The sequence below is a fragment of the Winogradskyella pulchriflava genome (assembly GCF_042434315.1).
GTDB classification, from domain to species: Bacteria; Bacteroidota; Bacteroidia; order Flavobacteriales; family Flavobacteriaceae; genus Winogradskyella; species Winogradskyella pulchriflava.
Genome location: NZ_JBHLTQ010000001.1, coordinates 413,006 through 433,665 on the forward strand (window position 1 = coordinate 413,006; position 20,660 = coordinate 433,665).

The window sequence follows — 20,660 nt, forward strand, 5'->3', positions numbered from 1 at the left end:
TTAACCTGTAAATCATAGACGTGTCAGACTTAAAAAACAAAAAACAAGGCAAACTCATTGTATTTTCAGCGCCATCAGGTTCTGGCAAAACAACCATTGTTCGTCACTTACTAAAACAAGAAGAACTCAACTTAGAGTTTTCAATATCTGCAACTTCTAGAGAAAAGCGTGGCAATGAGGTACACGGTAAAGATTATTATTATCTCTCACTAAAAGAATTTAAAGACAAGATTAAAAAAGATGCGTTTTTAGAATGGGAAGAAGTCTATAGAGATAATTTTTACGGTACTTTAAAAACCGAAGTTGAGCGTATTTGGGCAAAAGGGAAACATGTCATTTTTGATATTGATGTCTCTGGAGGTTTACGTATAAAACGAAAATTCCCAGAACAAACCCTTGCTGTTTTTGTTAAGCCACCCGATTTAAACGAACTCGTAAGGCGATTAAAAGAGAGAGGCGAAGAAAGTGAAGAGAAAATTAGCATGCGTGTAGCAAAAGCACCAGCTGAATTGGCTACAGCACCACTCTTTGATGTTATTGTGGTTAACTCTAACTTAGATGAAGCACTAGAGAATGCGTATAATTTGGTTTCTGAGTTTGTAAAAGAATAGATACTGAAATACTGAAATAAATTCAGCACATGTAAATTCAGCATAAAATGAAAATAGGTTTATACTTTGGCACCTTTAACCCAATCCATGTAGGACACTTAACCATTGCCAACCACTTAGCAGAACATAGTGACCTTGACCAAGTTTGGTTTGTTGTTACTCCTTTAAGCCCATTTAAGAAAAAAAGTAGTTTGCTTGATAACCATCAGCGTTTAGAGATGGTATATAGAGCAACTAAAGACTATACAAAATTAAGACCATCTGATATTGAGTTTGGTCTAAAGCAACCCAATTATACCATAGACACTTTAACTTATTTAGGCGAAAAGTTTCCCGAGCACGAATTTTCTTTAATCATGGGAGAAGACAACTTAAAGACTTTTCACAAATGGAAAAATTATGAGATTATTCTAGAAAATCATAACATTTACGTTTACCCAAGATTGTCTGAAGGTAAGGTGGAAACAAAATTTAACAATCACCCTAAAATTTTTAACATTTCTGCGCCAATAATGGAGCTGTCTTCTACGTTTATAAGACAAGAAATTAAAGACGGAAGAAACGTAAGACCTATGCTATCCGATAATGTGTGGAATTATATAGACGAAATGAATTTTTATAAACATTTTTGAAGTTATTTCCCCTATGCTTTTATTTTTGCAAATAGAATATTTACATTTATACTGACTTAAAACTTTAAGAAAAAATGACATTTACCATAGTTTTTTTGACGCTAATTATTGCCCTCATTGTATCAAAAACCAAAACTATTGTGCTTAGAAACAACTTAGACGCCAAAAACGAAAAACGTGTGTTAATTACTGGTGTTTTATTGGTGATTTTTTTAATTACAAATGCTACATTACCTTACCCTCAGTCTCTATATTGGTTTATTGGATTGGGTGTGCTTTTTACAGGTGCCATTTTATCTTATAAAGTTCTTAAAGTTGAGTTTAAAAGATTTTTATCTTTAAATGCTAAGGATAAAATTGTGAATGTTATGTTTTACAGCCTTTTAATTGTTGTTACTAACATTTACCTCTAAAAATGATAAAAGGCATTTTCTAAATGCTCTATTTCAAATCCTTGTTTTAATTTTACAATTGCAATAATATCAAAACGAACTTCAACATCTAAGTCGTTTTCGGTAACATATTCATCTACTGCTTTCACCAAATTTTTTATTTGCTTAGGCTTTACAAAATCTTGTGGATTCCCGAAATCTAGTGTTGAACGCGTTTTTACCTCAATTACTGCCAGAACATCTTTCTTTTGAGCAATAATATCTACCTCAGCTTTATCAAATCTATAGTTGCGCTCAACTATATCGTAGTCGTTTTTTAATAGAAAATCTACAGCAAGCTGCTCTCCTTTTTTACCAAGTTCATTGTGTTGTGCCATATTGTTTCTGCTAAAGCAGGAATCTCATTTATCCTGCATAACATATTTATTTTAGTTAAGCTTTATAATTAGCATCAATATAAGCAATTGCTTCTTGCTACGTTAAAACTGCAAACTTTTTATAGCAGTTGTGTACATCTACAATCGCATCAAGAGCTTTTTCTACCAATACCTTATTGTTACACGTATTGAGTCTTTACCTGAAAAGTACCTAGTAATATTTTTAGCTTTATTTTGATTTAAGTCATTTTCAATCTCTTGATTGATTTTTTCAACAAGCTGGTTGGGTTCCTCTTTTGTGAGATCGTAGAAAGCCTTTTTATTTCTCAAAAACTAATGAAGTCTTCCCCTTTTCTACCTTCAAATCAACAGTCCTTCCCAAAACCAAAGCACGATTATCCATTTCATGTCCTGCAGGCATATTAAAAGCAATTGGGAAATCATAATCCTCTAAAGCATCTAGAATTAGCTGTTCAACCGAAGTTCCCCAAAGTGTTGTGTTTTTTCTCAGCTTAGACATATCACCAACAACCAATCCACTACAATTATCGAAATAACCTGCGCGTTTCATGCTTTGCAGCATTCTATCAATATGATATTTGTATTCTCCAATTTCTTCTATAAACAGAATTTTCCCAGAAGTATCAATACTTTCCTTAGAACCCAACATCGTATGAAGCATAGTTAAATTACCACCAATAAGCTGACCTTTAGCCTCACCTTCCCTATTATAACTTGAGCCTTCTAAATCATAGTTTTCAGGACTTCCAAATAGAGCCGATTTAAACGTATCTACTGTACTTTGAATTTCACTTAAATCCTTTGTTAAACTCACACACATCAGCGCATGCAAGGACTCAAAACCTTCATTATGGACTTGGTTATGCAAAGCTGTAATGTCACTATAGCCAATAATCCATTTTGGTTTTTCTCTAAACTTAGTATAATCTAATCTATCTAATATTCGCACTGTTCCATAACCACCTCTTGCACACCAAATGGCACTAATCTTTGGGTCATCCATTGCTTTTTGCAAATCTTCACAACGTTCATCATCTGTACCAGCAAAATGATCTGCTTTACTAAATACATGTTTCCCAACAACAGCATGTAAACCCCAACTTTTTAGCAAATCTACTGCCTGTTGCACTTCGCGCTCTCTGTTTTTTAGAATCCCTGAAGGAGCAACAATGGCTACAGTATCACCTGCTTTAAGATATGGTGGTTGAATTAGTTCTGATGTCATTTTAGTAGAATTATCTATTTTATTTTGAGCATTTAGGGCAATATTCACACTTAAAACAAGGCTAAATAATGTATATAATAAATGGTATCTCAAAATCATAAAAAGTGCTTTCTGTAAATTTACATTATTTTTCTAATTAGCCTTTATATTGTGTACTTTTGTCCCTTGAAAAAATAAGAAAGCATGTCAAAAAGATATACTATTACAGCAGCATTACCATACACAAATGGGCCAATTCATATTGGGCATTTGGCTGGTGTTTATGTACCTGCAGATATATATTCGAGATATTTAAGATTATTAGGTAACGACGTTGCATTTATTTGTGGTAGTGATGAGCATGGAGTACCTATTACGATTAAGGCAAAAAAAGAAGGTGTTACACCTCAAGATATTGTAGATAAGTATCATGCTATCATTAAAAAATCGTTTGAAGACTTTGGTATTTCTTTAGACAATTATTCGCGTACCTCAGCTAAAATTCATCACGATACAGCTTCAGAATTCTTTTTAGAATTGTATAATAAAAACGAATTTGTAGAAGAAGTTTCTGAACAATTATATGACGAAGAAGCTAATCAGTTTTTGGCCGATCGCTTTGTTGTTGGCACCTGCCCTAAATGTGGCTATGAAGAAGCTTATGGAGACCAGTGCGAAAACTGTGGAACAAGCCATAATGCTACGGATTTAATAAATCCTAAATCGGCAATAACAGGAAATGCACCAACTCTAAAGGAAACCAAACACTGGTTTTTACCTTTAAATAAGCATGAAGCGTTCTTAAAAGAGTGGATTTTAAAAGGTCATAAAAAAGATTGGAAGCCAAATGTTTATGGTCAAGTAAAATCTTGGATAGACGATGGTTTACGTCCTCGAGCAGTAACTAGAGATTTAGATTGGGGAATTCCCGTACCTGTTGAAGGAGGAGAAGGCAAAGTACTTTATGTTTGGTTTGATGCGCCAATTGGCTACATTTCTGCTACCAAAGAATGGGCTGCACGTGAAGGAAAAAACTGGGAAGACTATTGGAAAGATGAAAACACCAAGTTGGTTCACTTTATAGGTAAGGACAACATTGTATTTCACTGTATTATTTTCCCATCGATGTTAAAAGCAGAAGGATCTTATATTTTACCAGAGAATGTACCAGCAAATGAATTTTTGAATCTAGAAGGTCAAAAATTATCAACGTCAAAAAACTGGGCTGTTTGGTTACCAGAGTATTTAGAAGATTTTCCAAATCAGCAAGATGTGTTGCGTTATGCTTTAACGGCCAATGCGCCAGAAACTAAGGATAATGATTTTACCTGGAAAGATTTCCAAGCTAGAAACAATAACGAATTGGTTGCTATTTTTGGTAACTTCATCAATCGTGTGGTGGTTTTAACCAACAAATATTATGATGGTATTGTACCAAATCCATCAGAATACGCAGCAATAGACGAAGAAACACTAGCTGCTTTAAAAGCATATCCTGCTGTAATTTCTAGCTCTATTGAACGTTATCGATTTAGAGAAGCCAGCCAAGAATTAATGAATTTAGCCAGACTCGGTAATAAGTATTTGGCTGACGAAGAACCTTGGAAAACCATCAAAACAGATGAAGCACGAACAAAAACAGTAATGTTTGTCGCATTACAAATTGCATCTGCTTTAGCGGTTTTAGCTGAACCTTTTTTACCGTTTACGTCAACCAAGTTAAAATCTATTCTTTGTCATTCTAATCTTGAAGCTCAATCTACTTGGGAAGATGTTTCAACAAAAGACATTTTACTTCCTGCTGAACATAAAATAGGAAAAGCAGAGTTATTGTTTTCAAAAATTGAAGATTCTGAAATTCAGAAACAATTAGAAAAACTGGAAGCGAGCAAAAAAGCAAACGAAGCAGCTAAGAAAACTGTAGAACCACAAAAAGAAGAAATCACTTTTGATGATTTTTCTAAATTAGATATACGTGTTGGTACTATTCTCGAAGCTGAAAAAATGCCAAAAACAAAAAAGCTTTTAGTCTTAAAAGTAGATACTGGAATTGACACACGAACTATTGTATCTGGTATAGCAGAGAGCTTTTCTCCTGAAGATGTTATTGGTAAACGTATTACGGTTTTAGTTAATCTATCTCCAAGAGCTTTGCGTGGAGTTGAGAGTCAAGGCATGATTTTAATGACAGAAGACGAAGGTGGTAACTTGGTATTTGTAAATCCTGATAAGGATGAAGTACAAAATGGTTTAAGGATCAGCTAGAATGAGGTTTATAGCAATAGCACTAATTATTATTTGTTATTCTATTAATCGTGTAGATGCGCAATCCGAGTGGATTTCTATTGATACCAAAGATCGTTCTGGAGATAAAAATTTTCAGCAAGTTTTTCAAGTTGTTAATGAAGAGTCTGGTGAGTTTGTTACATTTTTTAAATACTTTAAGCACTTTGCAGCATATCTTCATAGCAAAGAAGGTGAATTATTAAATACCTTTAGTGCAAATGCACTTCCTAAATATAAAAACAATTATCTAGGAGCATCAATAAACGGTAATGACTACACGCTATTTTTTCAGAATGACTACGGCACAAAGTTTAGTGCACTAACTATTAATTTTAGTACTTCCGGTTTTGAGTTTACGGATAAAATAAATGCTATTCCTAACACAGAATCATTGATTGGTTCTCTAGAGTACAAATCACATATCTATATTTTAACCTCTCTTAAAAGATCCTCAAAATTAAAGCTTTACAAGCTTATCAATCATAATGAGGTTACTGAAGATGTATTTGATTTTTCTCATATTAAATTTACCTCACCAAGAGGTTTTGATATTACTTTAAATCAGCTTTTAGATGGTGGTTACGATGAGTCTAAAGCTTCATTAATTGAAAACAACGAGCCAGGATCATTAGAGTCTTCTTCTAAAAAAAATAAATTGTTTTTGGACGGAAACAAACTCATATTAACCAATGATACTTATGATATTTCTACAATTTTATTGTCTATAGATCTCGACAATAAAACTTCAGATTATACTGAGTTTTCTAAAGCCGCATTCGATAAAAAAGATAGAGGTAGCAAGTCCAATTCTTTTGTGTTGGATGATTATTTTTTCAATTTGTATGCATCAAAAGAAAAATTAGATTTTTCGATATATGATATCCATTCTAAATCGTTAATTAAATCTATTACAATTACTGAAAACGACTCTATAGCATTTAAAAATTCGCCAATAATTCTTGAAGGTGGTGAGTTTGATAATTACAGGGAGTTAGAGAGGACAAAGCAATTTCTCAGAAAAGTATCTAACTCTAACGCTGGCTTATTTGCCTACAAACAAAACGACAGTTATATAATAACTATTGGTTGTAGCAAAACCGTAGAAATGTCTAACCAATTTGCTTTTGTAAGTGGCTTTTTTGGAGGTTTGGCATTTGGAATTACAACTGCAATCTTAACGCCCTCTTACTATTCATATACACACACTAAATCTACTAGAATAGAATGTCTGTTTGATGAAGATTTTAATAGTATTGACGGTACCATACCAGAAAATGGTTTTGATAAAATCAAAGCCTATGTAGATAATAATACAGACATAAAATTTAAACATAAGTCAGTTTTTAAAATAAAAGAAAAGTACATCTTAGGTTATTTTGAAAAAGAAACTGGACTTTACAAGTACATTAAAATGGATTAGTTATTTATACTTTTCATAGCTAAATCAGAATTTTCAAGTTAAATTTTAGTATTCTTTACTAAACCCACAGCTAAATTAACAGTATTATAGCGCAATTTTTGATAAATTTATATTTCAAAAACTGGCACCTATGAAAATGTTCCACTCTCTATATTCAAAGTTTATTATTCTTTTTTTATTCTGCGTTATTCCCTCTAATGCACAAGAAGACTCCAAGCTTATAGACGCATACCAAACCTATATGCATGCAGCTAGAGAAGTCGTTTATATGCATCTTAATAAGTCTACTTATATTGGTGGAGAAGACATTGGTTTTACTGCCTATGTTTTAGACAAAAAGGACAAAAAACCATCTCTACTGACAACAAACCTTTATGTGAGTATAGAGGATAAAAACCAAAAGGTAATAAAGCAAAAATTAATAAAAGTCTTTGATGGTGTCGCTACTAACACTTTTGAAATAGATACCACCTTTAATTCAGGATTTTACACCATAAAAGCCTATACCAATTGGATGCGAAATTTTAATGAGAAAAACTATTTTTCAGAATCTATACGAATTATTGATTTAAAAGACGTGAAGAAAATTAAAACCGAACCCAATGACACTAACATTGATGCGCAATTTCTTCCCGAAAGTGGACATCTACTCAACGGTATTATTAATGTCGTTGGTGTAACCATAAAAGATCATCTTGGTTATGGTATTCCTTATGCAAAAGGCGAAGTGGTAGATAATAACAATAACACAATTTCTTCTTTTGAAACCAATCAGTTTGGTATTGGGAAATTTCAGTTACTACCAAAAACAGAGAACACTTATACTGTAAAAATCAGTCATAATGATGAAAATTTGAGTTTTGAGCTCAACCAAAATATTGAAACCAAAGGTATTGTTCTATCAGTAACAAAACTGAAATCAAAAGTCTATATATCTATAAAAACTAATGCGGAAACTTTAGAGTCTATTAAAAACAAAAGACACACTTTAATGATTCATAATGGATCCCAATACGAAATTATGGATGTTTACTTCACAGACAATACAGAAATAACAAAGGTAATTGACAATGGTAATACGGCTACTGGTATTAACATTCTCACCTTGTTTAATGAAAATGATAAGCCAATAGCAGAACGTCTATTTTTTAATTACGAAGGAATTAACCACTTAGAACCTAGCACAATCACTACAGAAAAACAAAAGGATTCCACAGTCATCAACCTCAATTTTAAGGCTGTAAATCCTAATTTTAATAATGCTATTAGCATTTCTGTTTTACCCGAAGATACTAAGTCGTATAACAGTCATCATAACATTATTTCTTATACCTATTTAGAGCCATATGTTAACGGCATGATTGAACAAGCTAAATATTACTTTACCGATGTAGATAGCAAAAAACAATATGAACTCGATAATTTATTAATAACGCAAGGATGGAGTAGTTATAGTTGGGAGGATATTTTTCAAAATACGCAAAACATAAAATACCCTTTTGAACAAGGTATTACCATAAAAGCCAATTTAACCTCTAAAGATATAGATGAAGAATTGAGTACAAATTTTATAATGCATGCTATAAAAAACGAAGACCCAAGAGTTTTTACAGTTGAAAAAGGAGGAAATAGTTTTGTAATTGAAAATTTATTTCCCGAAGGAACACCTTCAATCTATCTCTCTAAAATAACTACAGATGAAGGTATAAAACCTGCGTCATTATATCTCCAGTTTTTTCCAAATGACATTCCTCAATTTAAGAGTTTAAAAAAAGAAATGCCAGCTTATGAAAAACAAAAAATTGCAGTAGCAAAACGAAGCTCTAATAAAATTAATATCCCAGACGATGCCGAAGAACTGGAAGAGGTAACAGTTTTAGCCAACTCTATGTTAGAGAAAAGGTATAAACAAAACGAATTGAATGTTGGCAAATTTGGAAAAATTACGGTTATAGATCAACAAGACAACAAACAATACGTTAATTTGTTAGAGTATATCAACGACAGAATATATAACGAGAATGTGAGATATAAAAGTACTAATGATTCCTCGCTTAAAATTGAACGTTTTAGCATTAATTATTTTTTGAATGACGTATTATTAACTGATGTTGGACTTTTACAAGGAATGTATTTATCCGACATTGAGTCTATAGAGTTTAATAGATTTGGTGTAGATGATGGGTTTAGAAGCCCTAATGGAATGGTGAAAATTTATACTAAAGATGAAGTAGACGTTAATCGTTACGACAACAAAACAACCCAAACATACAAACTCCCATTAACTTTTAGTGCTGATAAAAAATTCTATACGCCTAAATACAAATATTACCATGATAATTTTTATAAAAGCTATGGTACCATAGCATGGGAGCCTAAACTTATTACAAATACTAACGGTAATGTAACTCTAAAAATAGCCAAACCAAAAACTGCAGTTAAGCTTTATATTGAAGGTATAGCAAATGACGGCTCTTTTATAATTGAAGAGAAAAATGTCTCACTAAACTAGACTTTAAAAACTAACCCTAAAAACCACGTTTGGAGTAATCCCTAAAGAGTACTGTTTTACCTCAATAACTTCTCCGTTATTAATACGATAGAAACTATTAACAACGTTATTTCTGTCTAAAAGATTCCAAACGGAAACTCCCAAGTTGGCTTTAGTTTTGTTTGTTAAATTAAAATCGTACAAGGCAGAAACATCTACTCTAAAGTAGTCTTGTAAGTTGTCAGAATTGGTCGCTGCGTAGTTAATTTCATCATTAACTATTTCATTGCCAGTTACTGGAGATGTTGTTGGTCTGCCAGAATTCCAGTTTAAACCTGCTGAAAGTTTTAACCTTTTGGAAGTATAATTAGTACCAAGTGTAAAAGCATGTCTAATATCAAAATTACTTGGAAAGGTTTTATTCGGCAAGTCCTTAAAACTATAGTTGCTATTCATAAACGAGTAGCTTAACCAAGAATTAAAGTTATTGAGTTGTTTTCTCATTATAAAATCGACACCTTTAACCTCGTTAGATCCGCTGGCTTTTTCAAATTCATATTGATTTTGAAACCCTTGACTTTGTGTCGTAATTCCTTTTACTTTTTTATAGTATGCTTCTGCACTAATCAACCAACCACTTTTATTATAAGTTAGTCCAACGGAAGCCTGCTGACTTCTTATTACAGGAATATCATTAGCGTTAGACAATTGCCATCTGCGCTTTTCAATGCCCAAAAAATCATTCTGAAAATTAATAACCTGAGAGGTGTTTTGATGTTTTAATTCTCCCAAAACCTCAACTGTAAGGTAGTTGAGAAATTTATGTGAAAAACTCAATCTTGGTTCTAAAATGTGCTTATCAAATTTACCAATGTAGTTAAACCGTAATCCAGTTGTTAGGTTTGTGTTTCGATCTTTAGATTTATAATTTAATTCTGAAAAAACACCATGTGTTCTTACAACTTCAGACACCAATAATCGAAACAATGGATTGTCCACATCGTCTAAATTGGTGACTTCAGTTTCCACAAAATGGTAGCCATTCAATAACTGCAATCTATCATTTATCTTATAATTTGCTTTTAGCTTTAAACTGGTTTCTGATACTATATTTTCCTGTAGAAAACGTTGCGATTCGAGGATATTGGCATTAACGGATTTTAGCTTATAATCCGTTTCGTAACCTTCAAAAATTGTTTGCCATTTGCTGTTCCAAATTCTTGAGTATTTAATAGCTCCTGCAATACTATTCTGTGTAAGACTACTTTCCCTTGAATCATTAACCAAATTGCTCATCACATTTTCATTGAAAACCAATTTGTTGGCGACATTAATGAAGTTAACCTGAAGCTTTTCCTTGGGATTGATTTGGTAAATCCAACGTAGCGATGCATCATAAAAATTAAATTCCTTATCACTATTTACAATATCCATAGTATTGTTTTCTACTTCAGTATCTTGAGAAATACGTTCAAAAAAGTTATTATAGGTAGGTGTTTCCGTGAAATCACTAATAGATGTCCTAGCTGCAATTTGCAATGATGATTTTTCACTCAAAGGAATATCTGCAAAGCCATTAGCATCGATAAAATTGACACCAATATTTCCTTTAAATGTTGAGTTGATAGCGTTATCGGTTTCCATGGCAATTGTCCCTGAAACTCCATCTGTAAACTCAGTACCCGAACCATTTTTTGTTAGCGCCACACGTTGTGTAATTTGCGGATTGAACATAGAAATAAGTCCAAAAAAGTGACCAGATTGGTACATTTTAATATTATCCCAAAGGATTAAATTCTGATCGTGGGAACCACCTCGTATATTTATATTAGAAACCGTTTCGTTAATGCTTTTTATACCAGGAAAAGCCTGAACTGCTTGTAAAACATCCGTATCAATTAAGCCTGGAAGAATATCAAAATCCGAAATATCGATTTCAAACGTACCATTATTTAACTTGTTAATTCCTTTTACAATATAACCAGAGACTACAACTTTTGCCAGGTGTTGAAGCGCATAATCTGGTGCCTTTGAAATAACCAAAACGATATTATCATCGGTCAATGTAAATGAAAAATTGGTTTTTGCTTCTAAATAAATTAAGGTTTCATTAAGCGAAAGGTCTGTTGTAGGAGCTATAATTTTTATTTCAGAAATAGCATCTTCTGCATAGTTGAACTGAAGCTTAAAACGGTCTTGGAGTGTTAAAAGAATTTTGGATAAAGGCAATTCTTTTTTTGTCTCCTGCGCATAGGCATCAAGAGAAAAGATAAAGCACAAAAGTAGTATTGTTATATACTGCTTAGTTTTTATTGCCATGAATTAGTACTTGCTTGGATGAACTAATTTCAAACGTTAAATTCATTGGTTGTGTTATAGCAAAAAGGGCATTTTCTAGATTATTATGGGCAAATCCACCCGAAAATTGTCTTGTGTCATCAACGTCCTTTAATATTACTTTTACATTATATTGACGCTCTAGTTCCTCAACAACTATACGCAGTGGAACAGATTTAAAACTGCTTCTATTATTTGTCCATTGTGGAGCAGTATCGTCCGTTTTATTTTCAGTAAAACTATTATTTAAAACGCGAAACGTATCACCTGCCAATAATTGTCTTACAATAGTATCTGAAGTCACTTTTACAATACCTTCATAGCATTGTACTTCAAAATAATTGGTTCTTGACTTTACATTAAATTCTGTACCAACTACAGTGACGGTTCCGTTTTTTGTAATAACATCAAAGGTTTTACCCTTGGCAACTTTAAAATAGGCTTCTCCTTTAAGATTTAATTGTCGTGCATCAAACCAAGTGTCCTTGTCATAGGTGATTTCAGAATCTGCATTTAAAGTTACTTTTGATACATCTGGAAGATGAATGGTTGTCTTTTCAGCCAATAGTGTGCGTTCTTCTACTAGACTGTTGTTTATAAACATCGTAAAGTAAACCGCTAAGCCTATCACTAAAATACCAGCAATGCGCAATACAGGTTTTAGCCAGTTAAGGCGATTTACGGATGACCTTACGTTATACTTGGCTTTAAAAGTTTCAAAATCATCTGCTTTAGAAAAATTTGAAGCTTTAAAGTATTGTGCTTTATCAATGATATCTTGATTTAAAGCATAGTCGTTTCGCTTACTAAATGCTTCTTTTTCAGCATCTGTAAGGTCATTGTTAAGCCATTTTTTTAGTAAATCGTCCTCAGTCATAAATTATTCACCTTAATTATATAACAACTTAAATTTCTTTTCTCCTTATTAATATTTAAAAAGATGCTAAAGACAAACGATTTCTATTCGTATGCTACTTTATCTTAAATCCTTCCAACTCATTTTTCAAAATTGTAAAAGCAGTATATATCCTATACTCTACTGTTTTTTGAGTAACACCTAACAACTCTGCTATTTCACTGTGCTTTTTTCCTTCAACTTTACTGAGTAGAAATGCAACACGTTGTTCTTCTTTTAAACTTGAAAGTACTTTATTGTATTTTTCTAAATATTCTTCCTGTTCTAAAACAAACTCTGGTGTTTCGTTGGTATAATGTTTTGGTTTTGTCTTTTGGTGTTTAAGCACCACTTTTTCATGCTTAATCTCATTTAACATCATATTATTGGCAACAGTGAATAAATAAGATTTTGCTTTAGTAAAAGTTACCTGTTTGCAATTGTCCCATAACTTTATAAAGGCTTCTTGCACTTTGTCTCTAGGATTATATTTAGAGCCATATTTATAATATAAAAAGTTGTGTACATCTTCCGAGTATTTATTATAAACACGCTCAAAAGCTGCTTCTTCACAGATATTTTCAGTAAGATGTTTTGGCAAAGTTCTACTAGTTTATGTAAAGGTATTGAAATATTTTTTTAGAAAAGTTCAGTAGTTTTTAAACTTCAGTTGTTATATATTAAATGGCACTAATCAAATCATAGCCATGATGAAGACTAACATCACTTTAATACTATTAATTTTTGTACTCGCTTTTACATCTTGTAGAAAGGAGGAAACCGAATTTGAGCAAGCTCCAGAAGAAGAGGTTCTTGAAGCAAATTCTAACATTGCAATTTTAATGCAAAGAACAAGCTCAAATGATGGTTCTCTAGATAATATAGTAGATAACGCTAACTGCTTTGGAATTGCTTTTCCTTATACCATAACTGTAAATGGAGAACAAATCACTGTGAATTCTCAACAAGATTATGCCGTAATTGAGTGCATTTTGGACCAATCTGATTCCGATACATATAACATTGAAATCAACTTTCCTATTACCATTATTTTGGCAGATTTCACTGAAGTTATCATAAATAATATTACAGAATTTAATACTTACAGTAATAACTGCAATGGTGAAAATGTAAGTGATGACGACATAGAATGTATAGATTTTCAATACCCAATTGAAGTCTCAATTTTTAACCCAAATACCGAACAATTAGATACAATTACATTAGAAAACGATAGCCAACTCTATCAGTTTATTGATGATATCGACGAGGATTATATTACAAGTTTTCAATTTCCCATCACTATCATATTGTATGATGGCTCCGAAATAAGCATTAATAATTTTAACGAACTGGAAACTGCAATTGAAAATGCTATAGATAGCTGTGACGAAGATGATGATTACGATTATAATGATGATGATTGTGATAATTGCACTCCTGCCCAATTAGAAGCTATACTAACCAGTTGTACAAATTGGGAAGTGGATAAGTTAAGACGAAACGACAACAATTATGATGATGTTTACGAGGACTATGAATTTAACTTTTTTGCCAATGGCACCTTATCCGTCTATTGGAATACTACAACAGTTTATGGCACTTGGAGTACTAGTGGTACAGGTAATAATTTAGAAGTTATTATTGATGTGCCTTCCCTACCGCTATGTAATAATAATTGGATTTTGCATGAAATCGAAAACTGTTCTGACGAAACCAAAATAGATTTAAGAGTAGGAGACGATGATAGACTACGATACGAAAATGACTGTAATTAATATAAAACTCAAAAAACACTTTAATTATGAAAAATAAATTGATTTATGGCTTAATACTCACACTGAGTTTTTCACTACTCTCTTCCATGTGTTCATCAGACGATGACGGAAGTGGTTCAAATAACAACGCACAAGAAATTGCCCAAATTGAAAGCGCAGTAGAATCCGGCACTTGGCGCGTTACAAGTTATGTGGATTCTGGAGATGATGAAACCAATGACTTTAACGGTTATAACTTTACATTTTCACCAGACGGAACTTTAACAGCTACAAATGGTACTACCACTTACACAGGCACTTGGTCTGTAACAGGCAGTAATAGTAACAGTAGTGACGACGATGGTAGCAGTAGTGATAGCGATATTGATTTCAATATCTTCTTCCCTGTTCCAGATACAGATGATTTTGAAGATTTAAATGACGACTGGGATATTGTTACCCATAGTGATACTACAATAAATCTCATTGACATAAGTGGCGGAAACGGAGGAACCGACACCTTAGTGTTTACTAAGAATTAAATGAAAAAGAAAAATTTCCCTCTTTAATAGATGTGTTTTCACACACTCAGAATACGCATTAGTTAATAGCAAAAAATGGCTTCTTTGCCTCGAAGCCTTGAGGCCATTTTAACTTAAATTTTTAAAAATGCTTAAAAGAATAGTCATTTTCGGTATTATCATAGTCGCTGCTATTGTTGGCTATAACTATATCTATCAAGATCATAGATCTATTGAAAATGAAAAAGCAGAATTTGTATTAACCTCAAATGAAATAGCGGTTCAGTTTTCTGAAAACCTATTAGCCTCAGAACAAACCTATTTAAATAAAACGATTGAAGTCTCCGGATTGATTTCAGAAATAAACACCAACAACATTACTTTAGATGATAAAGTGTTTTGTCAGTTTTCTGAAGCTGTAGAGCCTTCCATAAAGGATAATTCAAAATTAAAAATAAAAGGACGTGTTATTGGTTACGATGATTTACTAGAACAAGTAAAACTGGACCAATGCACAATTATTAATTAACTAAAAACCAATTACTATGAAAAAACAATACACATTAAAGGTGTTGCTAATAGCCATCTTTGCCATTTTCTGCACATCGAATATAGGTGCTCAAGAAAATGTTAGAATATTAAAATTAGATCCATCGACGAATTCTGTTACACTCAAAAACTTTGGAGATGCAAACGCAACGATTTCTGGTTATTGGTTTTGTAATTTTCCGGCTTATGCTCAGGTGAGCTCAATGACTGGTGTTGCTAATTTAGGACCAGGAGAAGAAGTAAACATAGGAAGTTCTATCAATTTTGGTGTAGCCGATGGAGAATTTGGGCTTTATACCTCAAGTAATTTTGGAGCTTCTAGTGATATGATAGATTATTTACAATGGGGAAATTCAGGCCACCAAAGAGAATCTATAGCTGTTGGAGCTGGTGTGTGGGATGCTGGTACGTTTGTAAGTGTTGCTCCACCTTTTGAATATACTGGAGACGGCACACAATACGGTGTAGCATTTTGGAGTACACTTGGCATTGATGATTTTGAACAAGGCAGTAATTTAAGATTGTATCCTAATCCGTCAAATGCAACCTTAAACATAGAATTTAAATCTGTAATTACAGATGGCACTTTAGAAGTATTCAACTTATTAGGAAAACAAGTTTTTGTTCAATCTATAGCGTCTAATAATCTATCGCAAATAGATGTTACCAATTGGGATAGTGGTTTGTATTTGGTTAAAATATCTTCGGAATATGGAGATCAAACCAAACGGTTTATAAAACAATAAGCACTTGCTCTAACCATACGAGAAAAACCGTAATACATCTTAAATTTTTAAAGAAATGAGATATACATATATAATCATACTGTTACTGTCATGCCTAATTTCAACTGCTCAAGAAGATGATTTGTTGAGCGAAATTGATACGGATTCGGTTGGTGACTACTATGCTACAGCAGCTTTTAAAGGTTTGAAAATCGTGAATTTTGAATCTACAAAACTCGTTGCAAAAAAAGAATTAACCCTTATCGTTTCGCACCGTTTTGGAAGCATAGAAAATGGTTTTGATAGTTTTTTTGGACTCGATGATGCCGTAACACGACTCAACTTTGTTTACGGTTTAACAGATGCTATAAATATTGGTGTATCTCGTAGTTCGTTTCAAAAAATATATGAAGCTTCTGCAAAATACAGACTAGCAAGACAGCAAGAAAATGGCTTTCCATTTACCATTGTTGGTTATAATTCTATTTTAATAAATACAGCTTTAGAAAAAGAAAATTTACCAAAATTAGAATTTAGTGATCGGCTTGGTTATACAATTCAATTGCTGATATCTAAAAAAGTGAATACAAATTTGTCGTTAGAAATAGCTCCTACTTTTTTTCACGACAACTTTGTGCCTTACGATGAACAGCACAACTCACAATATGCCATTGGACTTGGAGGCAGGCAAAAACTAGGAAAACGTTGGTCTATAAACTTAGATTATGGTTGGCATTTAAATAGAGCGGATAACTCGCCATTTAAAAATCCGCTATCCATTGGTTTTGATTTAGAGACTGGTGGTCACGTATTCCAAATGCACTTCTCTAATGCACAGGCTATGAATACCAACGGATTTTTGGGACAAGCCACAGGAGATTGGAGTGATGGTAACATCTATTTTGGGTTTAACTTAAGTCGTGTATTTTAAAAGTTTATGATTATGAAATATAAATATTTGATATCTATTTTGGTCATCTCATTGCTATTTAGCTGTTCTTATAATAGCGAAGACGACCTGACTGAAGACGCTATAATCGAAGATTTTGTGACTTATGATGACAACATAAAATCGATTATAGACAACAATTGTATTGGTTGCCACAGCAATCCACCTGTAAACGGAGCACCAATGTCTCTAACAACTTATGAAGATGTAAAAAACGCTGTTGAAAACAGAGGCTTAATTAACAGAATATCATCAACCGATCCTGGATTTGGTATGCCTTTTGGTGGACCAAGATTACCACAAAATTTAATAGATCTCGTAATTCAATGGGAAACCGAAGGCTTATTAGAAAATTAAACTATTATGAAAAAGATCACATTTTTATTGCTTATATCACTTAGTATAAGTGCCATAGGACAAACCAAATATCTAACTAAAACCGGAACACTTTCATTCGAAGCTTCAGTGCCTTCATTTGAAGAAGTTGCAGCAAAAAATGAATCGGTTACAGCAATCTTAAATACTGAAAATGGAGACTTTGCAGCATTGGCTTTAGTGAAAGCCTTTAGGTTTAAAAATGCTTTAATGGAAGAGCATTTTAATGAAAATTATGCTGAGTCCCATAAGTACCCAAAAGCGACTTTTAAAGGGAGTATAGAAGGCTTTAGTTTAGATGCTTTAGGTGAAAGTAATAGCTCTACTTCTATTGATGGCTCATTAACATTTCATGGAGTTACGAAACAAATTGATGATATTCCGCTAACTATTAAAGTTGAAGACAACAACATTATTATAACTGGAAGTTTTAAAGTATTGGTATCAGATTTTGATATTGAAATACCCAAGATTGTTGCCAATAAATTATCAAACGAAGTTTCAATAAGTTTTAATTTTGAATTGGTTAAAAAATAGAATTTTAGTCTAAAATCAAAAGCGCAAGTCAATGACTTGCGCTTTTTTTTCACCCACTTATTTTCCAGAGAAAATCTCCTTTAATTGTGTTACCATATTTCCATTACCTGAGACTGTGATTTCGCCAATTTTCTCAGCGATTTTTTCAACATATTCCATCTCCTTTAGCTTGTACAGCATGTCATTCTCTTCCATCAACTTTGCCGTATTTAGCAAGCTACGTGTAGAAGCTGTTTCCTCACGTCTCATAATAACATTAGCTTGTGCTTTCTTTTGAGCGACTAATACCTGGTTCATGATATCTTTCATTTCACCAGTTAAAATCACATCTCTAATACCGCAGTTTAGTACGGTTACACCTAATTTAGTTGCACTTGCTTTTACGTCTTCAAATACAGCCTCAGCAATATTTTCTTTACGTTCTAACAATTCATCTAAAGTGTAAGCACCAACATATGCACGCAATACCAATTGCATAGTAATGTATAATTGCTTTTCGTAATCCTTGTTATCTAAAAGCGCTTTTTCTACGTCTGTAACTTTGTACTGTGTGTAAAAGTTGATACGGATTGCTGCCTTATCTTTAGTTAACAATTCTTGTCCTGCAATTTCTAATTGCAACTGACGTAAATCTGCTTTTGCAATTTTAATGGTAGTGTCATTTCTCCAGAAACGGTATGTACCACCTTCTAAAGTTTTGGTATATACATCATCTACTAAAAGCACCGCTTTTTCGTAAGTTGCGACTTCAAATGTTCTGATGTATTTATTCACTTCTAATTTGCTAAATAGCGATTTGTCTAATTTTTCTGTAATGTAAATTTTACTTAAATCTACACGTACATAATCACGTTCAATTAGTCCTTTCCAGTACACATAACGACCAGCGGTTAGAACAGATTTAAAATTTCCCTTTTCGTATAGAAAAACGATTTCTCCGTCCTTTACCTCAACAACATCTAGCATATTAGCTAAAACCTCATCTTTCAATAAGATTTCTAATGCTACTGGTGCTATGAAAATCGCACTCAAATCATACGTTAAAACACGCTTATTGAGTCCTAACCAGTGTACTCCTTGAGTAATTACCTTCACGTAATCTCCTCTTTTGAATACTAAACCTACTTTTCCTGCATTAATTCTTACTCGTAACATTGTTTTTGTTTTTAAAATTAAACATTAGTGTTTGCCAATTAAGGCGGATTGGTAATTCTTGTAACGGACGGATTACCAGCTTCAAAAATCACTGACGAGCTCAATAATTTTTAAAGTATATTTTTATTCTATTTTCTTTTTAAAAAATAGCAGATTGCAAATCATCTCTTCCGTACGGAAATACTCATAGTAAAACCATCCACAATTAGTGCAATGACATTTTGCTGAAAAAGGTATCTTATCGATTTGTCTTTCAAACTTTCTATCAAAGCAGTAACTACTTTTGAAATTACAAATCAGTAGTTCTGGTACATCTAAGATTGCTCCTTTACTGTCATTCCTGCCTTTCGTCTTAGCTCAAGACAGGCTTCAACAGGAATCTAAAGCCAATTCACAATCCACTATTTTAGTCATTTTTGTTGAGCAGTGTGACGGACTGCTTGGTTATCAGTTTTACAAGATGATAAGCTTTGGTGGACATCCTTTGCCCTAAAGCTGCATTTTAAGTGCAGTGTCTACTCTACCAATTGAGTTACAAGATTCTGAACATCTTGATCGGACTCGAACCGACAACAAAACAATCTATTGTTCTAACCTACTGAACTATCCCAGATGCACTGGGAGTGGGAATCGAACCCACGACCTATAGAGTCGAGACTATTTTTTGGATAACAGTCAATCCTTCAAGTCTAGTTGTATATAAAACCATAATGCATCTCTGCAACGAATTATACAATAGTGCTATACCGAAACACCCAACAAGACCAGCTTGATATCATTTCCTGCGTAGGCAGGAATATTTTCAACGAACTATTTCATTTGTGGAACAGATAGGATTCGAACCTATATCGCCAGATCTTCAATCTGGTGCATTGACCAACTTTGCTACTGTTCCGGTTTAAGTGTCTATCAAGAGTCGAACTTGATCTTAGAGGATATACCTCTTGTGCGAGCCATTACACTATAGACACTTTGTGTTTATTGTACTCCACCCAAGATTCGAACTTGGACTTTTCGGCGTTTAAGACCGTTACCTCTCCCAATTGGGCTAGTGGAGCATTGTACAGGAAGAGAGATTCGAACTCTCAAAACCTTGTTTCTAAGACAAGAGCGTATGCCAATTCCACCATTCCTGCAAATTGTTAAGGTAATCCCGCAATTCAGCGGGATGACTTTCACGATGTAAGCGTGACGCTCTTCCACTGAGCTATACCTCATTTTGTACTCCGTAAGGGAATTGAACCCTTAATTCCTGATAGAAAGTCAGGCGTCTTAAACCATTTGACCAACGGAGCATTAGCGGAGAGCAAAGGAATTGAACCTTCATTACCAAAATTGGTAAACTTACTTAGCAGGTAAGCGCAACAAACCAATATTTGCCTACTCTCCGTTTTCGCAGTACCGATCCCGCAACTGCGGGACAAGT

The 20,660-nt window shown here is 33.2% G+C and carries 19 protein-coding genes and 5 tRNA genes; 13 read left to right on the forward strand and 11 right to left on the reverse strand.

From position 1 onward, the window contains the following. Nucleotides 1–20 precede the first annotated feature (20 nt). From gmk to ACFFGA_RS01790, 3 genes are all read left to right on the forward strand, one after another. The gene (gmk, locus tag ACFFGA_RS01780) at nucleotides 21–611 is read left to right on the forward strand and encodes a guanylate kinase (protein WP_386058793.1); all 591 of its coding nucleotides are present in this window, start codon (nucleotides 21–23) and stop codon (nucleotides 609–611) included. A gap of 47 nt (nucleotides 612–658) precedes the next feature. After that, nucleotides 659–1,243 carry a nicotinate (nicotinamide) nucleotide adenylyltransferase gene (gene nadD / locus ACFFGA_RS01785; protein WP_386058796.1) on the forward strand — a complete coding sequence of 195 codons (585 nt, stop codon included), beginning with the start codon at nucleotides 659–661 and terminating at the stop codon, nucleotides 1,241–1,243. A gap of 74 nt (nucleotides 1,244–1,317) precedes the next feature. After that, nucleotides 1,318–1,656, forward strand: a complete 339-nt coding sequence (locus ACFFGA_RS01790) for a hypothetical protein (protein WP_386058799.1) — start codon at nucleotides 1,318–1,320, stop codon at nucleotides 1,654–1,656. Here the strand turns inward: ACFFGA_RS01790 and ACFFGA_RS01795 are convergent. Both ACFFGA_RS01795 and ACFFGA_RS01800 read right to left on the reverse strand, forming a co-directional pair. Next, on the reverse strand, nucleotides 1,653–2,012 hold the full coding sequence (locus tag ACFFGA_RS01795) for a YraN family protein (protein ID WP_386058801.1): 360 nt from the start codon (nucleotides 2,010–2,012) through the stop codon (nucleotides 1,653–1,655). The genes ACFFGA_RS01790 and ACFFGA_RS01795 overlap by 4 nt on opposite strands. Before the next feature lie 319 nt (nucleotides 2,013–2,331). Continuing rightward, a complete protein-coding gene (locus ACFFGA_RS01800) occupies nucleotides 2,332–3,357 on the reverse strand; it encodes a S66 peptidase family protein (RefSeq protein WP_386058803.1) in 1,026 nt (341 codons plus the stop codon). Between the two features lie 84 nt (nucleotides 3,358–3,441). On the opposite strand from ACFFGA_RS01800, the gene metG reads away from it, so the two are divergent. From metG to ACFFGA_RS01815, 3 genes are all read left to right on the forward strand, one after another. Next, nucleotides 3,442–5,502 (forward strand): methionine--tRNA ligase, encoded by a 2,061-nt coding sequence (metG, locus tag ACFFGA_RS01805; protein WP_386058806.1) that lies wholly within the window; start codon nucleotides 3,442–3,444, stop codon nucleotides 5,500–5,502. A gap of 1 nt (nucleotide 5,503) precedes the next feature. Beyond that, on the forward strand, nucleotides 5,504–6,943 hold the full coding sequence (locus ACFFGA_RS01810) for a hypothetical protein (protein ID WP_386058809.1): 1,440 nt from the start codon (nucleotides 5,504–5,506) through the stop codon (nucleotides 6,941–6,943). Between the two features lie 130 nt (nucleotides 6,944–7,073). After that, nucleotides 7,074–9,455, forward strand: a complete 2,382-nt coding sequence (locus ACFFGA_RS01815; protein WP_386058812.1) for a hypothetical protein — start codon at nucleotides 7,074–7,076, stop codon at nucleotides 9,453–9,455. Between the two features lie 3 nt (nucleotides 9,456–9,458). On the opposite strand, the gene ACFFGA_RS01820 is transcribed toward ACFFGA_RS01815, so the two are convergent. From ACFFGA_RS01820 to ACFFGA_RS01830, 3 genes are all read right to left on the reverse strand, one after another. Further along, a complete protein-coding gene (locus ACFFGA_RS01820) occupies nucleotides 9,459–11,753 on the reverse strand; it encodes a TonB-dependent receptor plug domain-containing protein (RefSeq protein WP_386058814.1) in 2,295 nt (764 codons plus the stop codon). Next, on the reverse strand, nucleotides 11,737–12,648 hold the full coding sequence (locus ACFFGA_RS01825) for a FecR family protein (protein ID WP_386058817.1): 912 nt from the start codon (nucleotides 12,646–12,648) through the stop codon (nucleotides 11,737–11,739). Before ACFFGA_RS01825 ends, ACFFGA_RS01820 begins: the two co-directional genes overlap by 17 nt. Before the next feature lie 94 nt (nucleotides 12,649–12,742). Next, nucleotides 12,743–13,267 carry an RNA polymerase sigma factor gene (locus tag ACFFGA_RS01830; protein WP_386058820.1) on the reverse strand — a complete coding sequence of 175 codons (525 nt, stop codon included), beginning with the start codon at nucleotides 13,265–13,267 and terminating at the stop codon, nucleotides 12,743–12,745. Nucleotides 13,268–13,373: 106 nt separating this feature from the next. Here ACFFGA_RS01830 and ACFFGA_RS01835 point away from each other — a divergent pair, with 106 nt between their 5' ends. The 7 genes from ACFFGA_RS01835 to ACFFGA_RS01865 all read left to right on the forward strand — a co-directional run bounded on the left by ACFFGA_RS01835 (nucleotide 13,374) and on the right by ACFFGA_RS01865 (nucleotide 18,079). Then, complete coding sequence (locus tag ACFFGA_RS01835; protein ID WP_386058823.1) at nucleotides 13,374–14,444, forward strand: hypothetical protein; 1,071 nt, start codon at nucleotides 13,374–13,376, stop codon at nucleotides 14,442–14,444. A gap of 26 nt (nucleotides 14,445–14,470) precedes the next feature. After that, the gene (locus ACFFGA_RS01840; RefSeq protein ID WP_386058826.1) at nucleotides 14,471–14,965 is read left to right on the forward strand and encodes a lipocalin family protein; all 495 of its coding nucleotides are present in this window, start codon (nucleotides 14,471–14,473) and stop codon (nucleotides 14,963–14,965) included. Between the two features lie 127 nt (nucleotides 14,966–15,092). Continuing rightward, the gene (locus ACFFGA_RS01845; RefSeq protein WP_386058829.1) at nucleotides 15,093–15,473 is read left to right on the forward strand and encodes an OB-fold protein; all 381 of its coding nucleotides are present in this window, start codon (nucleotides 15,093–15,095) and stop codon (nucleotides 15,471–15,473) included. Nucleotides 15,474–15,489: 16 nt separating this feature from the next. Next, the gene (locus tag ACFFGA_RS01850; RefSeq protein ID WP_386058831.1) at nucleotides 15,490–16,239 is read left to right on the forward strand and encodes a T9SS type A sorting domain-containing protein; all 750 of its coding nucleotides are present in this window, start codon (nucleotides 15,490–15,492) and stop codon (nucleotides 16,237–16,239) included. Between the two features lie 55 nt (nucleotides 16,240–16,294). Beyond that, nucleotides 16,295–17,149 carry a DUF5777 family beta-barrel protein gene (locus ACFFGA_RS01855; RefSeq protein WP_386058834.1) on the forward strand — a complete coding sequence of 285 codons (855 nt, stop codon included), beginning with the start codon at nucleotides 16,295–16,297 and terminating at the stop codon, nucleotides 17,147–17,149. A gap of 12 nt (nucleotides 17,150–17,161) precedes the next feature. Further along, nucleotides 17,162–17,524, forward strand: coding sequence for a hypothetical protein (locus ACFFGA_RS01860; RefSeq protein ID WP_386058837.1), 363 nt, complete (start codon nucleotides 17,162–17,164; stop codon nucleotides 17,522–17,524). Nucleotides 17,525–17,530: 6 nt separating this feature from the next. Further along, nucleotides 17,531–18,079 carry a YceI family protein gene (locus tag ACFFGA_RS01865; RefSeq protein ID WP_386058839.1) on the forward strand — a complete coding sequence of 183 codons (549 nt, stop codon included), beginning with the start codon at nucleotides 17,531–17,533 and terminating at the stop codon, nucleotides 18,077–18,079. A gap of 57 nt (nucleotides 18,080–18,136) precedes the next feature. Here the strand turns inward: ACFFGA_RS01865 and ACFFGA_RS01870 are convergent, their stop codons facing one another. From ACFFGA_RS01870 to ACFFGA_RS01895, 6 genes are all read right to left on the reverse strand, one after another. Next, nucleotides 18,137–19,234, reverse strand: coding sequence for a slipin family protein (locus ACFFGA_RS01870; RefSeq protein ID WP_386058842.1), 1,098 nt, complete (start codon nucleotides 19,232–19,234; stop codon nucleotides 18,137–18,139). 545 nt (nucleotides 19,235–19,779) lie between these two features. Continuing rightward, a tRNA-OTHER gene (locus ACFFGA_RS01875) sits at nucleotides 19,780–19,850 on the reverse strand. Nucleotides 19,851–20,056: 206 nt separating this feature from the next. Continuing rightward, a tRNA-Phe gene (locus tag ACFFGA_RS01880) sits at nucleotides 20,057–20,129 on the reverse strand. A gap of 89 nt (nucleotides 20,130–20,218) precedes the next feature. Beyond that, nucleotides 20,219–20,292 (reverse strand) — tRNA-Leu (locus tag ACFFGA_RS01885). A 4-nt stretch (nucleotides 20,293–20,296) separates the two neighbouring features. After that, nucleotides 20,297–20,370, reverse strand: a tRNA-Leu gene (locus ACFFGA_RS01890). Nucleotides 20,371–20,456: 86 nt separating this feature from the next. Beyond that, nucleotides 20,457–20,529: transfer RNA gene (locus ACFFGA_RS01895), tRNA-Glu, on the reverse strand. Nucleotides 20,530–20,660 lie beyond the last annotated feature (131 nt).

Bases quoted from the DNA above. Each gene is read 5' to 3' on its own strand.
- nadD (WP_386058796.1), top strand. From the start codon at position 659: ATGAAAATAGGTTTATACTTTGGCACCTTTAACCCAATCCATGTAGGA.
- ACFFGA_RS01845 (WP_386058829.1), top strand. From the start codon at position 15,093: ATGCTTAAAAGAATAGTCATTTTCGGTATTATCATAGTCGCTGCTATT.
- ACFFGA_RS01865 (WP_386058839.1), top strand. From the start codon at position 17,531: ATGAAAAAGATCACATTTTTATTGCTTATATCACTTAGTATAAGTGCC.
- ACFFGA_RS01870 (WP_386058842.1), bottom strand. From the start codon at position 19,234: ATGTTACGAGTAAGAATTAATGCAGGAAAAGTAGGTTTAGTATTCAAA.
- ACFFGA_RS01860 (WP_386058837.1), top strand. From the start codon at position 17,162: ATGAAATATAAATATTTGATATCTATTTTGGTCATCTCATTGCTATTT.
- metG (WP_386058806.1), top strand. From the start codon at position 3,442: ATGTCAAAAAGATATACTATTACAGCAGCATTACCATACACAAATGGG.
- ACFFGA_RS01795 (WP_386058801.1), bottom strand. From the start codon at position 2,012: ATGGCACAACACAATGAACTTGGTAAAAAAGGAGAGCAGCTTGCTGTA.
- ACFFGA_RS01815 (WP_386058812.1), top strand. From the start codon at position 7,074: ATGAAAATGTTCCACTCTCTATATTCAAAGTTTATTATTCTTTTTTTA.
- ACFFGA_RS01800 (WP_386058803.1), bottom strand. From the start codon at position 3,357: ATGATTTTGAGATACCATTTATTATATACATTATTTAGCCTTGTTTTA.
- ACFFGA_RS01850 (WP_386058831.1), top strand. From the start codon at position 15,490: ATGAAAAAACAATACACATTAAAGGTGTTGCTAATAGCCATCTTTGCC.
- ACFFGA_RS01840 (WP_386058826.1), top strand. From the start codon at position 14,471: ATGAAAAATAAATTGATTTATGGCTTAATACTCACACTGAGTTTTTCA.
- ACFFGA_RS01790 (WP_386058799.1), top strand. From the start codon at position 1,318: ATGACATTTACCATAGTTTTTTTGACGCTAATTATTGCCCTCATTGTA.
- ACFFGA_RS01825 (WP_386058817.1), bottom strand. From the start codon at position 12,648: ATGACTGAGGACGATTTACTAAAAAAATGGCTTAACAATGACCTTACA.
- ACFFGA_RS01855 (WP_386058834.1), top strand. From the start codon at position 16,295: ATGAGATATACATATATAATCATACTGTTACTGTCATGCCTAATTTCA.
- ACFFGA_RS01810 (WP_386058809.1), top strand. From the start codon at position 5,504: ATGAGGTTTATAGCAATAGCACTAATTATTATTTGTTATTCTATTAAT.
- ACFFGA_RS01820 (WP_386058814.1), bottom strand. From the start codon at position 11,753: ATGGCAATAAAAACTAAGCAGTATATAACAATACTACTTTTGTGCTTT.
- ACFFGA_RS01835 (WP_386058823.1), top strand. From the start codon at position 13,374: ATGATGAAGACTAACATCACTTTAATACTATTAATTTTTGTACTCGCT.